The sequence below is a fragment of the Litchfieldia sinesaloumensis genome (genome assembly GCF_900156865.1).
GTDB classification, from domain to species: Bacteria; Bacillota; Bacilli; order Bacillales; family Bacillaceae_L; genus Ferdinandcohnia; species Ferdinandcohnia sinesaloumensis.
The window spans coordinates 1137541-1153900 of the sequence record NZ_LT732529.1 but is presented as its reverse complement, the minus strand read 5'-3'; the positions used below and the strand labels follow the sequence as shown (position 1 = coordinate 1153900).

Genomic DNA, 16360 nt, shown 5'->3' with positions numbered 1-16360 from the left:
GAGGTTTTAACAAATGTACAACGTATCAATCGAGTTTTGCATGCAGTGAAACTATGCACCTAAAGCCGCAGGTCTTGCGGAACAACTATTAACTCATTACAGACAAACTATCACTACCTTCGAGCTTATCCCTGCCTCAGGCGGAGTGTTTGAAGTAACTGTAAATGGGGAGAAGATTTTCTCAAAGAAAGAACTTGGGAGATTCCCAACACCGGAAGAAATCATTTCATCGATGGAACAAGCATAATAAGATGTCCTTTTTGGGCATCTTTTTTACTGCTTATACCTACATTCCCCCAAGGGAATACTAATAAGAAAAACATTTTTAAAAGGGGAAGAATATGAAAATCCTATGCATTGATGGGGGCGGAATTCGCGGAGTCTTTGCTGTTGCCATATTACAAGCCATCGAAAAAGAATATAAGCAACCTATCTCAAATTTGTTTGATATGTTAGCAGGGACAAGCACAGGTTCAATTGTAGCGGCTTCTGCAGTTGTAAACATTGATATGGAAGATGTTCAAGATAGTTATATTAAATATGGCGGGAAGATTTTTAAAAAACAATCACCATTTGGCTTTTTGAAAAGTGTCTACAGTGATCGGTATTTACGTCATTACATCCAAGAGGCGTTTGGTGACATAACTCTTCACGATATAGAAAAACCCTTACTAATTCCAACCGTTGACGTAACACATGGAAACCCATTTGTCCATCGAACAAATTATGGGGAAGCAAAAAAACAGAACGACCATTCCATAAAGCTTTGGGACGCTGTTCTGTCTTCATGTTCGGCACCCGTCTTTTTTCCACCTAATAATGTTAATAATCACTACTTAGCGATTGATGGAGGACTTTGGGCAAATAACCCATCACTCGTCTGTATTACAGAAGCCCAAAACCATTTTGAAATGGACTTAGCTTCTATTCAAATTATGTCGATAGGGACTGGTCTGCAAAGGATTGACTTTTCAATTGAAACAAAGAAGGAATGGGGCGTAAACAAATGGTTACCATTTCATCTTCCTTCAATGAGAATGAAACCTAAACTACTAGATCTCGCTCTACACTTATCATCTGAATCAGTAACTTACCATTGTCAGCATCTGCTTAAGGAGAACTATTTGCGAATAAACGAAGACCTTGGACAGGAGGTTCCATTTGACGCACCTGAATATGTCGAATTTCTTATCGAACTTGGAAATCAAACCTATCAAAAGCATAAAGACGAAATAGCTAGTTTTTTGAATAAAGAAATATCGAGTTAATTGACAGAGTAAAAAATATATGGTATTAAAAAATTGGGCATTAGCACTCCGTTGTCGCGAGTGCTAATCTATTTACTTTTGTAATCATCGTATATAACGGAAAGGAGATCTACTATGGCAAAGAAACAATTTAAAGCAGAGTCTAAAAGGTTATTAGAAATGATGATCAACTCTATTTATTCGCAGAAAGAAGTCTTTTTACGAGAGCTTATCTCGAACTCAAGTGATGCAATTGATAAAATCTATTACAAGGCATTAACTGATGAGCGTTATGAATTTAATAAAGAACACTATTTCATCAAAATCACAGCTGATAAAGAGAATCGAACGCTCACCATTTCAGATACTGGAATTGGGATGACAAAGGAAGAGCTCGAGACTAACCTTGGAACAATTGCCAAAAGTGGTTCATTAGCTTTTAAGAAAGAAACAGAAATCAAAGATGGCCATGATATTATTGGACAATTTGGTGTAGGATTTTATGCCGCCTTCATGGTTGCTGACGTAGTAACCGTTATTAGTAAGGCCCTCGATAGCGACGAAGCGTATAAGTGGGAATCAAAGGGTGCAGATGGCTATACCATTGAAACTGTTGATAAGGACACTGTCGGAACAGAGATTATTTTACAAATCAAAGAGAACACAGAAGATGAATCATATGATGAGTTTTTAGAGGAATACCGCTTAAAATCTATTATTAAAAAGTATTCTGATTTCATTCGCTATCCAATCAAGATGGACGTTACGACTAGTAAGCTTAAAGAAGGCAGCGATTCCGAATATGAGCAGGTTACAGAAGAAGAGACGATCAACAGTATGGTTCCTATTTGGAGAAAGAACAAAAGCGAGCTAACAGATGAAGACTATGAAAAATTCTATAATGAAAAGCACTATGGTTTTGACAAGCCGTTAAAGCATATTCACATTAGTGTTGATGGAACTATTCGCTACAATGCAATTCTATATATCCCTGAGAATATCCCATTTGATTATTACTCAAAGGAATATGAAAAAGGGCTGGAGCTCTATTCAAACGGCGTTTTAATTATGAATAAATGCGCAGATTTGCTACCGGATTATTTTAGCTTTGTAAAAGGTTTAGTGGATTCAGAAGATTTATCCCTGAATATTTCACGTGAGATTCTTCAACAGGACCGTCAATTAAAGCTAATTGCGAAAAACATCAATAAAAAGATCAAAAGCGAACTTCAAAGCATGTTAAAAAATGATCGTGAAACATATGAAAAGTTCTATAATAGCTTTGGGCGTCAACTTAAATTTGGTGTGTATAGTGATTTTGGAAGCAATAAAGAGACTTTACAAGATTTATTACTTTTCCATTCTTCCAAAGAGGATACGCTTGTTACACTAGATGAATATGTAGCTAGAATGCCGGAAGAACAGAAGTATATTTATTATGCTACCGGTGATTCTGTTGAACGTATCAGCAAACTGCCTCAAACTGAACTTGTGGCTGATAAAGGCTATGAAATTCTGTATTTCACTGAGGATATCGATGAGTTTGCAATTAAAATGATTATGAGTTATAAGGAAAAAGAATTCAAATCCGTATCTAGTAGTGATCTAGGCTTTGAGCCAAACGAAGATGAGAAGTCGACAGAAGCTGAACAAAACGAAAACAAAGAACTCTTTGATTATATGAAAAATACACTCGATGGTAAGGTAAAAGATGTTAGAATTTCAAAACGACTAAAAACACATCCCGTTTGTTTATCAACAGATGGCGAGATTTCGATTGAAATGGAAAAAGTGTTAAATGCAATGCCTGATAATCAAAACATTAAGGCTGATAAAGTATTGGAGATTAACATAAATCATGAAGTTTTCCATTCTTTAAAAAATGCATTTGAAAATGATAAAACAAAATTAGATTTATACACTCATCTATTGTATAATCAAGCACTGCTTATTGAAGGATTACCAATTCAAGATCCTGTTGAATTTACAAATGATATTTGTAAAATTATGGTTTGATAATTTTGTGTTTCCATTTTTGGATGATAGCCAATAATGAAAAATCTCAAAAGAGCAACAGCCAAATCGTAGCTGTTGCTCTCTTTTTATTGATCACTTAATAAAATATTCACTTCACGTAGAGCCTTACAGGCTGCATCTATTTTTTCAACTGAATCTGCTTCAATGGTATGTAGATGCACACCATTCGTTAATAACGATAGGAGGGAGGCGTTCGTTTCTGAAACTCTTTCAATAAAACGTTTTACCTCAAACCGATTTTTAATCATCAATGAACCCGCAAGATCACCATATACAGGGTGCTCTACAATTACATCTCGAACAATTACACCATTATCAACTAGAATATTGAGTTCTTTTTCCGTTTCCTCTGATGAATGCTTACACGCTATAATCCGTGAATAATTTTCCTGCTTTGATTGTTCCCCTAAATAGATATAGCCCTGGCTGGTTGCAACAATTGGTTCATTTTTAGCTTTTAATAATGAGATATCCTGCACAATGACCTGCCGACTGACATTTGCGCGTTTTGACAGTTCCTCTCCAATTATGGGGTGGGGGCTGTCTTTTAACCATTTTACGATTGTTTCTCTTCGTTTTTCCCCTAATAGTTTTTTATCTCCACTCATTTTTTTCCCTCCAATATTACACATAAAGCTGTTGTGTAATGTTTCCTAAAACGTCTACTGCTTTATCAATGTCATCTTCCTTTGTCATATGTCCAAAGGATAGACGAATTAGCTGTTTTGCTTCATCTTTTGATTTACCGATTGCCAGCATCGTCTTAGAAGGGGATTGAGAACCAATTTGACACGCGCTCCCAGTGGAAATTGCAATTCCACGACGGTTGAATTCAAGCATGACATATTGGCCTTGCAATCCTGCAACGGACAAACCAACAATATGTGGAAGCTGGTCTATTGCATGCCCTTCAACTAGAATAGGGTGTCCTATCGTTTCAATCCCCGTAACAAGCCGCTTTCGCAATTCTTGATACTTGACAGTATTCACTTCCATTTCGCTACATATAAGCTGTACAGCAGTAATGAAGGATGCGATTCCAGGTACATTCACCGTTCCAGGACGAAATCCGTTTTCATGTGAGGTTCCAGGTATTTGTTGTACCCACCTCACAGAAGGACTTATATAGGAAGCACCAACACCCTTTGGTCCATTTATCTTATGGCTAGAAATTGACAAGCTATCGATATGTAGCTGCTTCACATTAATTGGAACCTTACCAAAAGCCTGTACACAATCACTGTGGAACAGAATATTATGGTCATGAAGGAATTCACCGATTTCTTTAATTGGCTGGATTGTACCAATTTCAGGATTTGCAAACTGAATCGACACTAAAATCGTTTGATCCGTAACCACCGATTGTAAATCCTCCAAACGAACCTGCCCATATTGGTCAGCGGGGAGGTATGTGACATCAAATCCTTCTGTTTCAAGTTGCTTACATAGATTATGAATGGATGAATGTTCGGTAGAACTTGTAATCAAATGGTTTCCTTTTGTTTTATGTGCATCTAGAAGTGAGCGAATCGCTAATTGATTTGATTCAGTGCCTCCGCTAGTAAAAAATACGCCATCTGAATCTCCATTTATTTTATCAGCAAGCTCCTTACGACACAATTCTAGCAATTGCTTCGCATTTGAGCCAACGTCATGTAAACTACTTGGATTTCCATAATAATTTTTTGACACCTCATTATAAGCATGAAGTACTTCTTCGCGGATTGGGGTCGTAGCTGCATAATCTAAATAAATCATAGTCTTTACCATCCTTTCAAACTCTCTAGAAAAGTATATGAAACTATCAAATATAACTTTATATATTTCCACCAAAATTGATGTGATTTGATTAAAAAATATCTTGTCATTAGTCTACATTTGTGTAAATATAGGTGTCAAGACAGATGTATATTAACAATCCATCATTTGTTGAAAAAACCTTAAAAAATGGTGTTTAGGGAGGCTTATCGAATGCCAAGAAGCAACATCATTATTATTGGCAGTGGAATATCAGCATTGACCGCTGCTTACCAATTAAGTGCGGATAAGAATGTGATTATAATCACAAAGTCAAAAGTGACAAATAGTAACTCCATTTTGGCTCAAGGCGGTGTCGCTACAAGCATCGGAAAAGATGATTCTTGGCAATCTCATTTTAAGGATACTGTTTCGGCTGGTTGCTATCACAACGATGAAACTGCAGTTGACATTTTAGTTAAGAAGGGGCCAGATTATCTAATCGATCTGATAAATAATGGAATGGAATTTGATAAAGACGAGGACGAAAATCTTTTGTTGGGCAAAGAAGGGGCTCATTCGACAAGACGAATCCTCCATGCAGGGGGTGACGCTACAGGGAAAGCCTTGGTTATGTATATGGTAGGCAAGGTCAAGGAGCGGGTGCAAATTATAGAGGATCGAACAGCGATTGATTTTATGATTGAAAATAACCGCTGTATTGGAGTTAAAGCATTAGCATCTGACCATACGATTGAGGAATATATTGCAGATTATACAATTCTAGCAACCGGGGGATGTGGCGGCCTATACTCGTCTACCTCGAATGACAAAACGATTTGTGGGGATGGTCTCGCAATGGCCTATCGAGCCGGCGCTAAGTTATATGATTTGGAATTTATTCAATTTCATCCGACCTTATTACACAAAGAAGGTAAAACCTGTGGACTTGTTTCAGAGGCAGTAAGGGGAGAGGGGGCAATCCTTGTAGATCAAGATTGTAAACCCATCATGAGTGGTATCCATCCCTTATTGGATTTAGCGCCAAGAGATGTTGTTGCTCGTGCCATTTTCAATGAAAACAGTCGTGGTAATAAAGTCTATTTAGACATCTCCATGATAGATGATTTTACAGTACGCTTTCCAACGATCACCAATCTTTGTATCGAAAATGAGATTCCACTGGAGAGAGCCCTGTTACCAGTAGTACCAGGAGCCCATTTTTCAATGGGAGGAGTTAAAACTGATGTGAAAGGACTTACATCCATACCTAGTTTGTATGCTGTCGGTGAAGTCGCATGTACCGGCGTACATGGAGCCAACCGGCTAGCTAGCAACTCATTACTTGAAGGAATTGTATTTGGGAATATTGTTGCTAGAGATATTCTTAAAGATTATTCACCAAATAGCTCGTTTCACAATTCCGTAAGCAATTCAGTACATATCAGATACGATACTCTTAAACTACCTTCAAAAGCACAAATTCAAGAAATGATGATGGACAATGTTGGAATTGTGCGGAATCATGCGCGTCTTCAATATGCAATCGAATGGTTCGAAACGTACAAACAGGAATTTGAAGGCATTGCACCTATTCACTTATCACTTGAACAGCTCGAGTTAGTAAACATGATTACTGTGGGATGGTTAATCGCAAGGTCTGCAATCATGAGGACTGAAAGTAGGGGTGGTCACTTCCGTGAGGACTATCCAGCAGAAGACAATCATTCATGGTACAAAAAAGAGATTATTCAAGGGAAAACCTTTGAAACTATCGTTTATTCATAATGCCAGAAATATAGGTGTGTACAATGGAACATCCATCTTTATAAGGAGGAGAATGTTTATGAACATTTTAGAAATGATGAAAACGAATATAGCAGGAGCAACCATTCCAGAACAATATAAATCTTTATCCGTAAAGGAAATGGAAGAACGGGTTTCTGAAATAAAGGCTCGTTTAGGAAAGCGGCTTTTCATACCGGGTCATCATTATCAAAAGGATGAAGTGATAAAGTTCGCAGACGCAACCGGAGATTCTTTAAAGCTTGCACAACTATCTGCTGAAAATACAGATGCGGAGTTTATTGTTTTTTGTGGGGTTCACTTTATGGCAGAAACAGCCGACATTTTAACGACAGAGTCACAAAAAGTTTTTTTACCTGATATGAGAGCCGGGTGTTCAATGGCCGATATGGCGGATATTAACCAAACACAAACGTGCTGGAGCGAATTACAAGAGATTTTCGGTGATACGATATTACCTTTGACTTATGTTAATTCAACCGCTGCGATTAAAGCATTCGTCGGAAAAAACGGGGGAGCAACTGTTACATCTTCAAACGCGAAGAAAATGCTCCAATGGGCGTTTACACAAAAAGAAAGAATCTTATTCCTACCTGACCAGCATTTAGGAAGAAACACAGCACAAACGCTAGGAATTCCACTAGATAAGATGGCTGTTTGGGATCCAATTCATCATACCTTAGGATACAAAGGCAAAGTAGAGGATATCAAAATCATTCTTTGGAAAGGACATTGCTCCGTCCATGAAAATTTCACTCCAACAAATGTTGAGAATATCCGAAAAACAAAACCAGAAATGAATATTATCGTTCATCCAGAGTGCCCCTATGAAACGGTGGCTCTTGCGGACTATGCAGGTTCTACTGCTTATATTATTGAAATGATTGAAAAGGCACCATCAGGTAGCAAATGGGCTATCGGAACCGAGATGAATCTTGTTCAACGAATCATCACACAACATCCTGATAAAGAAATCATTTCACTTAATCCACATCTATGTGCTTGTTTAACGATGAATCGAATTGATTTACCACATTTAACTTGGTCTTTAGAGATGATTGAGAGAAGAGAGCTGACCCAACATATTAAGGTCCCTGATGAGATTGCTCAATATGCAATATTTGCACTCAATAGAATGCTCCAAAGGGCATAACTACGAAAAAACAGCCTGAATCATATCAGGCTGTTCAGACTGTTGACAAACGCTCGCATACTTCGTTGCTTGCCTCTCTCGTCCGCTCATGAAGGCAACTTCTATTCGCGTCTTCGATCGGCTGCGCGCCTTGTATGACAAGCGTTTTCAAGACAGTCTGGGAAAGTAATTCATACTAGTATTGTTTGAAAAATGAGTGTAGACAAAGTCAAGATTGACTTTGTCTACACTCTGAACAGCCTAGTATTTCATTACTCCACCAGAACTTGCATTTGTAACTAATTTTGAATAGCGAGCTAGGTAGCCTTTTTTCACTTTTGGCTCAAAGCCTTTCCAATTAGCCTTGCGTTTTTCGAATTCTTCATCAGAGACTTCTAATTTGATTGTACGATTATTTAAATCAAGCTCAATGAAGTCGCCATCTTCAACAAATGCAATTGGACCACCTTCAGCAGCTTCAGGAGAAATATGTCCGATTGAGATACCTCTTGATGCACCAGAGAAACGTCCGTCAGTAATTAAGCCGACTTTTGCTCCAAGACCGCGACCAACGATTTGAGAGGTTGGTGCAAGCATTTCCGGCATACCTGGACCACCTTTAGGACCTTCATAACGAATAACGACTACGTCGCCTTCCTTAACTTTACCTACAATGATTGCTGATAGGGCATCTTCTTGAGAATCGAAGCACACTGCTGGACCTCTATGATATCCACCAACTTCAGGGTCAACCGCACCAACCTTAACGACAGCACCCTCAGGAGCTAAGTTACCAAATAGGATAGCTAGTCCGCCTTTTTCAGAGTGAGGGTTTTCAAGTGGACGGATGACGTTATGATCTGTAATTTCACAGCCTTCTACATTTTCACGTAATGTTTTACCACTAACAGTTATACGATCTCCATCAATTGCACCTGGCTTTTTAAGCAATTCATTGATAATTGCGCTAACGCCACCCGCATTATGCACATCCTCAATATGATGATCAGATGCAGGAGCAATTTTCGCTAAGTGTGGAACACGTGCTGCAATTTCATTGATACGTTCTAGTGAATACTCAATTTCAGCTTCTTGAGCAATTGCAAGAGTGTGAAGTACAGTATTCGTAGATCCACCCATTGCCATATCTAATGCGAATGCATTATCGATTGTTTCAATCGTAACGATATCACGTGGTTTAATATCTTTTTCAATTAAATTCATTAATTGTTTCGCAGATTTTTTAACAAATTCTTTTCTTTCTTCAGCAACCGCTAAGATTGTACCGTTTCCTGGGAGGGCTAATCCAAGACCTTCTGCTAAACAGTTCATAGAATTCGCAGTAAACATACCAGAACATGAACCGCAGGTAGGACAAGCAAATTGCTCGAGTTCTGTTAATCTCGCTTCATCAATTTTTCCAGATTGATAAGCACCAACGCCTTCAAATACTGAGTTTAGGTTAAGTGGATTTCCAGCAGCATCACGTCCAGCTGCCATCGGTCCACCACTAACAAAGATAGTCGGGATATTTAGACGCATTGCAGCCATCATCATTCCTGGTGTGATTTTATCACAGTTGGGAATACAAACCATACCGTCGAACCAGTGAGCGGCAACAACTGTTTCAATTGAATCAGCGATGATCTCACGGCTTGGCAGGGAATATCTCATTCCGATATGACCCATAGCAATACCATCATCAACACCAATTGTGTTCATTTCAAATGGAACTCCACCAGCTTCTCGAATTGCATCTTTTACAATTTTACCAAACTCTTGTAAATGAATATGACCTGGTACAATATCAATATATGAGTTTACGACTGCGATAAATGGTTTGTTAAAATCTTCTTCCTTAACACCTGCAGCACGAAGTAAACTTCGGTGTGGCGCTCGATCAATTCCTGATTTAATCATATTACTACGTTGTTGTTCAGACATAATAGTTACCTCCAATATATAATTACGTTTATTCGACAAAAGATTATGCTTTTTTGATGAATAAAGTAAAATCAAAAAATTTAAATTATTACTCATTGTAACACTATTTTTTAGATAATCAATTATTAAATTTTGTTGTTTTTATAAGATTTTAAAATTAATAGCTTCATTAATTCAACAAATCTATCAATTTCAATGGTTGACGAATTGACCTNTCAGACTGTTGACAAACGCTCGCATACTTCGTTGCTTGCCTCTCTCGTCCGCTCATGAAGGCAACTTCTATTCGCGTCTTCGATCGGCTGCGCGCCTTGTATGACAAGCGTTTTCAAGACAGTCTGGGAAAGTAATTCATACTAGTATTGTTTGAAAAATGAGTGTAGACAAAGTCAAGATTGACTTTGTCTACACTCTGAACAGCCTAGTATTTCATTACTCCACCAGAACTTGCATTTGTAACTAATTTTGAATAGCGAGCTAGGTAGCCTTTTTTCACTTTTGGCTCAAAGCCTTTCCAATTAGCCTTGCGTTTTTCGAATTCTTCATCAGAGACTTCTAATTTGATTGTACGATTATTTAAATCAAGCTCAATGAAGTCGCCATCTTCAACAAATGCAATTGGACCACCTTCAGCAGCTTCAGGAGAAATATGTCCGATTGAGATACCTCTTGATGCACCAGAGAAACGTCCGTCAGTAATTAAGCCGACTTTTGCTCCAAGACCGCGACCAACGATTTGAGAGGTTGGTGCAAGCATTTCCGGCATACCTGGACCACCTTTAGGACCTTCATAACGAATAACGACTACGTCGCCTTCCTTAACTTTACCTACAATGATTGCTGATAGGGCATCTTCTTGAGAATCGAAGCACACTGCTGGACCTCTATGATATCCACCAACTTCAGGGTCAACCGCACCAACCTTAACGACAGCACCCTCAGGAGCTAAGTTACCAAATAGGATAGCTAGTCCGCCTTTTTCAGAGTGAGGGTTTTCAAGTGGACGGATGACGTTATGATCTGTAATTTCACAGCCTTCTACATTTTCACGTAATGTTTTACCACTAACAGTTATACGATCTCCATCAATTGCACCTGGCTTTTTAAGCAATTCATTGATAATTGCGCTAACGCCACCCGCATTATGCACATCCTCAATATGATGATCAGATGCAGGAGCAATTTTCGCTAAGTGTGGAACACGTGCTGCAATTTCATTGATACGTTCTAGTGAATACTCAATTTCAGCTTCTTGAGCAATTGCAAGAGTGTGAAGTACAGTATTCGTAGATCCACCCATTGCCATATCTAATGCGAATGCATTATCGATTGTTTCAATCGTAACGATATCACGTGGTTTAATATCTTTTTCAATTAAATTCATTAATTGTTTCGCAGATTTTTTAACAAATTCTTTTCTTTCTTCAGCAACCGCTAAGATTGTACCGTTTCCTGGGAGGGCTAATCCAAGACCTTCTGCTAAACAGTTCATAGAATTCGCAGTAAACATACCAGAACATGAACCGCAGGTAGGACAAGCAAATTGCTCGAGTTCTGTTAATCTCGCTTCATCAATTTTTCCAGATTGATAAGCACCAACGCCTTCAAATACTGAGTTTAGGTTAAGTGGATTTCCAGCAGCATCACGTCCAGCTGCCATCGGTCCACCACTAACAAAGATAGTCGGGATATTTAGACGCATTGCAGCCATCATCATTCCTGGTGTGATTTTATCACAGTTGGGAATACAAACCATACCGTCGAACCAGTGAGCGGCAACAACTGTTTCAATTGAATCAGCGATGATCTCACGGCTTGGCAGGGAATATCTCATTCCGATATGACCCATAGCAATACCATCATCAACACCAATTGTGTTCATTTCAAATGGAACTCCACCAGCTTCTCGAATTGCATCTTTTACAATTTTACCAAACTCTTGTAAATGAATATGACCTGGTACAATATCAATATATGAGTTTACGACTGCGATAAATGGTTTGTTAAAATCTTCTTCCTTAACACCTGCAGCACGAAGTAAACTTCGGTGTGGCGCTCGATCAATTCCTGATTTAATCATATTACTACGTTGTTGTTCAGACATAATAGTTACCTCCAATATATAATTACGTTTATTCGACAAAAGATTATGCTTTTTTGATGAATAAAGTAAAATCAAAAAATTTAAATTATTACTCATTGTAACACTATTTTTTAGATAATCAATTATTAAATTTTGTTGTTTTTATAAGATTTTAAAATTAATAGCTTCATTAATTCAACAAATCTATCAATTTCAATGGTTGACGAATTGACCTAAACAGTATATTCTTCTATATATAAATAGTTAGTTTAGGAAACAAATTAATTATATGACTGATACATAATCTTTTAAATTAAATTGTCATAATCTATTTAAAAGATACGCAAAATAACCTCATGATTTGTTTTCTATCATTACATAATTAGAAAGGTTTGATTTTATGTCTAAGCAACAAATTGGTGTAGTTGGATTGGCTGTAATGGGTAAAAACTTAGCGTTAAACATAGAGAGCAGAGGATACTCTGTTGCTGTTTTTAACCGTTCATATGAAAAAACAGAAGAGTTCCTACAAAATGAAGCAGCAGGAAAAAACTTTGTTGGTGCAAAAACGATCGAGGAATTTGTTAATTCCCTAGAGAAACCACGTAAAATTTTATTAATGGTTAAAGCTGGACCTGCAACAGATGCAACAATTGATTCTTTAAAACCATATTTAGAGGAAAATGATATTCTAATTGATGGTGGAAATACATTCTTCCAAGATACAATTCGTCGTAACAAAGAATTAGAATCAACAGGTATTCATTTCATCGGAACTGGTGTTTCTGGTGGGGAAGAGGGAGCACTAAAGGGTCCTTCTATCATGCCTGGTGGTCAAAAAGAAGCTTATGAGCTTGTTGAACCAATCCTAACAGCAATTTCTGCAAAGGTATCTGGTGATGCATGTTGTACTTATATCGGACCAAACGGTGCTGGTCACTATGTAAAAATGGTACACAACGGTATTGAATATGGAGACATGCAATTAATCTGTGAAGCATATTTCATCTTAAAGAATGTTCTAGGATTAAGCACAGACGAACTTCATGAAGTATTTGCTGAATGGAATAAAGGTGAACTAGACAGCTACTTAATTGAAATTACTGCTGATATTTTCACTAAAAAAGATGAAGAAACAGGTAAACCACTTGTTGATCTAATCCTTGATACTGCAGGTCAAAAAGGTACTGGTAAATGGACTAGCCAAAATGCACTTGATTTAGGTGTTCCTCTACCAATCATTACTGAATCTGTATTCTCTCGTTTCATCTCAGCTATGAAAGATGAGCGTGTAAAAGCAAGCCAAGTTCTTACTGGTCCATCTGTACAACCGTTCAGTGGAGATAAGCAAGAATTAATTGAAGCTGTACGTAAAGCTCTTTACTTAAGTAAAATCATTTCATATGCACAAGGGTTCGCTCAAATGCGTGCCGCATCTGAAGAATATGATTGGAATTTAAATTACGGAGAAATCGCAATGATCTTCCGTGGTGGATGTATCATTCGTGCACAATTCCTACAAAAAATCAAAGAAGCTTATGACCGTGACGGCCAGTTAGCAAACCTATTATTAGACCCATACTTCAAGGAAATTGCAGAAGGATACCAAGCTTCATTACGTAAAGTTATCTCTCTTGCAATTGAAAATGGAATTCCTGTTCCAAGTTTTGCAAGTGCAGTTGCATACTATGATAGCTACCGTACTGAAACATTACCTGCAAACCTTTTACAAGCACAACGTGACTACTTTGGTGCTCACACTTACCAACGTGTTGATAAAGAAGGTACTTTCCATACAAACTGGATGGAATAAAGTGAAACTTCATTCAGTAGGAGAGCTTCCTCTCCCACTGAATGTTAGTTGAGTCCCACATGACGTGGGTCACAAAGACGTTGACACAGGACGTGACGATCTTAGTCTTTGTACTTCTTGGGCTTTTACTGGCAGTTGATCCCTCAATAATACTCCTGTGATATTTTCCCCTGAAGTCTTGAAGCTGGGATCTTACTGCCAGTTAATGTGGGGAAAAACATTGTTGGGGTTTCAATATTGAAACCCCGCCTTTTGTTTGTAAAAATGATATCTCCCGATGTAAGGGATTACATAATTAGAACTCTACATGTTCTTTATTAGAGACATTGTATTAAAAAGTGCGTACACTATTTACAGTTCAATGTATAAGGAGGGAGTCACATGGGTATTCTCCAAGAATTATTAAAGGATATTCCCGTTCCAAAGATGCTTAAAATTATGCAGCATTTTGATGATTCAAAAGTTGAAAATCTTGAAGAGGATTTAACAACTAAGCTGCAACGAGGAGAAGTTAAGCAAACCATTAAACCAGGTATGGAAATTGCGATTGCTGTAGGAAGTCGTGGAATTGACAGTTTAGTTGCTATCACAAGAACAACTGTTCAGTTCATAAAAGAGCAAGGCGGTAAACCGTTTATCGTTCCAAGTATGGGAAGCCACGGTGGAGCTACAGGCGAAGGTCAACGCGAAGTGTTAAAACACCTTGGTGTAACTGAAGAAAGTGTTGGCTGTGAAATTCGATCTTCTATGGAAGTAATTAAGCTAGGTGAATTACCAAATGGCCTACCTGTTTATGTAGATAAATTTGCTTCTGAGGCTGACGGCATTGTTGTTATTAACCGTGTAAAACCACACACAGCATTCCGAGGAACTGTTGAGAGTGGTATACAAAAAATGATTAGTATCGGCCTTGGTAAACAAAAAGGTGCGGAAGCATGTCATCAACTCGGGTTTAAATATATGGCCGAGAACGTTCCGGCAATGGCTCAGATGATTATGGAAAAGACACCTATCCTTTTCGGCATAGCTACGGTAGAAAATGCATTTGACAGAGTAGCACGAATCGAAGTCATGCTACCAAATGAAATTGTTGAAAAAGAACCTGAGCTGCAAGCTCAAGCCAAACAGCTACTTCCAAAGTTATTCTTTGATCAAATAGATGTGCTTATCATCGATCAGATTGGTAAAAACATTAGTGGAGACGGAATGGACCCTAATATTACGGGTCGTTATCCAACTCCATATGCACACGGTGGTCCAGAAGTGAACAAAATGGTTGTACTTGATCTTACTCCTGAAACAGAGGGTAATGCAAACGGGGTTGGTACTGCTGATTTCACAACACAGCGTTTGGTTGACAAAATGGACCTTGAATTCACATATGCAAATGGATTGACATCAACCGTTGTTGCACCTACTAAAATTGCAACAACACTCCCAAATGACAAAGAAGCGATTCAAGCAGCAATAAAAACATGTAATATCTTAGATTTTACCAAGGTCAAAATGGTTCGTATTAAAGACACTTTACATGTTAGTGAAATCGAAGTATCTGAAGCCCTACTTGACTACATTCAAAAACATCCTAATATGGAACAGGCTTCTGACTTATATGAATTTGGCTTCGACGAAAACGGAAACTTATTTTAATCGTTTATCGGGGGGTATTTCCCCGATAAACATTACTAAGTACTGATTACATAAAAGAAAAGGGGAAATAACATGTCTAAATTATTTGATTTAACGGGTAAAACAGCAGTAGCAATCGGTGGTAATAGTGTACTAGGATCTTCAATTTGTAAAGGTTTTGCTGAACATGGCGCAAAAGTAGCGATTGTTGGGCGTAATCTTGAAAAAACAGAGGCAGTTGTAAAAGAAATTGAAGCAGAAGGTGGAGTAGCAAAAGGATTCACTGCAGATGTACTTTCTCGCGAATCACTTGAAAATGTTGCGAAAGAAATCGAAGCTTGGTCAGGTAGCATTGACATCCTTCTTAATGCACCAGGTATGAACAGCCCAACTCCATTCTTTGAGCTAGATATGGACGAGTATGACAAAATCATGGACGTTAACCTTAAAGGATATATCGTTGCCACTCAAATTTTTGCTAAGAGAATGATTGATCAAGGAACTAAAGGAAGCATTATTAATATTTCTTCTGTGTCATCTACAACACCACTATCTAAAGTATTTACTTACTCAGTATCTAAAGCAGGTGTGAACAGCATGACTCAGTTCCTAGCTAGAGAATTTGCACCGCACGGCATTCGTGTAAATGGAATCATTCCTGGTTTCTTCCCAGCTGAACAAAACCGTAAGATTTTGAGTGAAGAGCGTGTTGCATCCATCATGGGTCACACTCCAATGAATCGTTTCGGTAACCCTGATGAGTTAAAAGGCGCTGCTGTTTTCCTAGCATCAGAGAACGCTTCTAGCTTCGTAACTGGTACATTCCTTCGTGTTGACGGTGGATTTGGAAGTATGACTATCTAATTCATACTTCTTTTATAGACATAAAACAATATAAATAGAAGAGGTAACTTAATTTTACAACGGGAGAA

General features: G+C 38.0%; 12 protein-coding genes. 8 read left to right on the top strand and 4 right to left on the bottom strand.

Going from position 1 to position 16360, the window contains the following annotated elements:
- The first annotated feature begins 13 nt into the window (after positions 1-13).
- The 3 genes from CZ490_RS22770 to htpG all read left to right on the top strand — a co-directional run bounded on the left by CZ490_RS22770 (position 14) and on the right by htpG (position 3263).
- The gene (locus tag CZ490_RS22770) at positions 14-247 is read left to right on the top strand and encodes a SelT/SelW/SelH family (seleno)protein (protein WP_077617982.1); all 234 of its coding nucleotides are present in this window, start codon (positions 14-16) and stop codon (positions 245-247) included.
- A gap of 94 nt (positions 248-341) precedes the next feature.
- The gene (locus CZ490_RS05635; protein WP_077617981.1) at positions 342-1268 is read left to right on the top strand and encodes a CBASS cGAMP-activated phospholipase; all 927 of its coding nucleotides are present in this window, start codon (positions 342-344) and stop codon (positions 1266-1268) included.
- 114 nt (positions 1269-1382) lie between these two features.
- On the top strand, positions 1383-3263 hold the full coding sequence (htpG, locus tag CZ490_RS05630) for a molecular chaperone HtpG (protein WP_077617980.1): 1881 nt from the start codon (positions 1383-1385) through the stop codon (positions 3261-3263).
- 86 nt (positions 3264-3349) lie between these two features.
- Here the strand turns inward: htpG and CZ490_RS05625 are convergent, their stop codons facing one another.
- Together CZ490_RS05625 and CZ490_RS05620 are read right to left on the bottom strand one after the other, a co-directional pair.
- On the bottom strand, positions 3350-3892 hold the full coding sequence (locus CZ490_RS05625; RefSeq protein ID WP_077617979.1) for a transcription repressor NadR: 543 nt from the start codon (positions 3890-3892) through the stop codon (positions 3350-3352).
- A 16-nt stretch (positions 3893-3908) separates the two neighbouring features.
- Positions 3909-5042 (bottom strand): IscS subfamily cysteine desulfurase, encoded by a 1134-nt coding sequence (locus tag CZ490_RS05620; RefSeq protein WP_077617978.1) that lies wholly within the window; start codon positions 5040-5042, stop codon positions 3909-3911.
- Positions 5043-5255: 213 nt separating this feature from the next.
- On the opposite strand from CZ490_RS05620, the gene nadB reads away from it, so the two are divergent.
- Positions 5256-6809 carry an L-aspartate oxidase gene (nadB, locus tag CZ490_RS05615; RefSeq protein ID WP_077617977.1) on the top strand — a complete coding sequence of 518 codons (1554 nt, stop codon included), beginning with the start codon at positions 5256-5258 and terminating at the stop codon, positions 6807-6809.
- A 58-nt stretch (positions 6810-6867) separates the two neighbouring features.
- Positions 6868-7980: a quinolinate synthase NadA gene (nadA, locus tag CZ490_RS05610; RefSeq protein WP_077617976.1), complete on the top strand. Its 1113-nt coding sequence runs from the start codon at positions 6868-6870 to the stop codon at positions 7978-7980.
- Positions 7981-8220: 240 nt separating this feature from the next.
- On the opposite strand, the gene ilvD (CZ490_RS05605) is transcribed toward nadA, so the two are convergent.
- Together ilvD (CZ490_RS05605) and ilvD (CZ490_RS05600) are read right to left on the bottom strand one after the other, a co-directional pair.
- Positions 8221-9903, bottom strand: coding sequence for a dihydroxy-acid dehydratase (gene ilvD, locus CZ490_RS05605; RefSeq protein WP_077617975.1), 1683 nt, complete (start codon positions 9901-9903; stop codon positions 8221-8223).
- Between the two features lie 421 nt (positions 9904-10324).
- On the bottom strand, positions 10325-12007 hold the full coding sequence (gene ilvD / locus CZ490_RS05600; RefSeq protein ID WP_077617975.1) for a dihydroxy-acid dehydratase: 1683 nt from the start codon (positions 12005-12007) through the stop codon (positions 10325-10327).
- A 379-nt stretch (positions 12008-12386) separates the two neighbouring features.
- On the opposite strand from ilvD (CZ490_RS05600), the gene gndA reads away from it, so the two are divergent.
- From gndA to CZ490_RS05585, 3 genes are all read left to right on the top strand, one after another.
- Positions 12387-13799, top strand: coding sequence for an NADP-dependent phosphogluconate dehydrogenase (gndA, locus tag CZ490_RS05595; RefSeq protein ID WP_077617974.1), 1413 nt, complete (start codon positions 12387-12389; stop codon positions 13797-13799).
- A 381-nt stretch (positions 13800-14180) separates the two neighbouring features.
- Complete coding sequence (locus tag CZ490_RS05590) at positions 14181-15449, top strand: nickel pincer cofactor-dependent isomerase, group 22 (RefSeq protein WP_077617973.1); 1269 nt, start codon at positions 14181-14183, stop codon at positions 15447-15449.
- Between the two features lie 72 nt (positions 15450-15521).
- Entirely contained in the window at positions 15522-16292 is a 771-nt protein-coding gene (locus tag CZ490_RS05585) for an SDR family oxidoreductase (RefSeq protein WP_077617972.1), read from the top strand.
- The last annotated feature ends 68 nt before the right edge of the window (positions 16293-16360 follow it).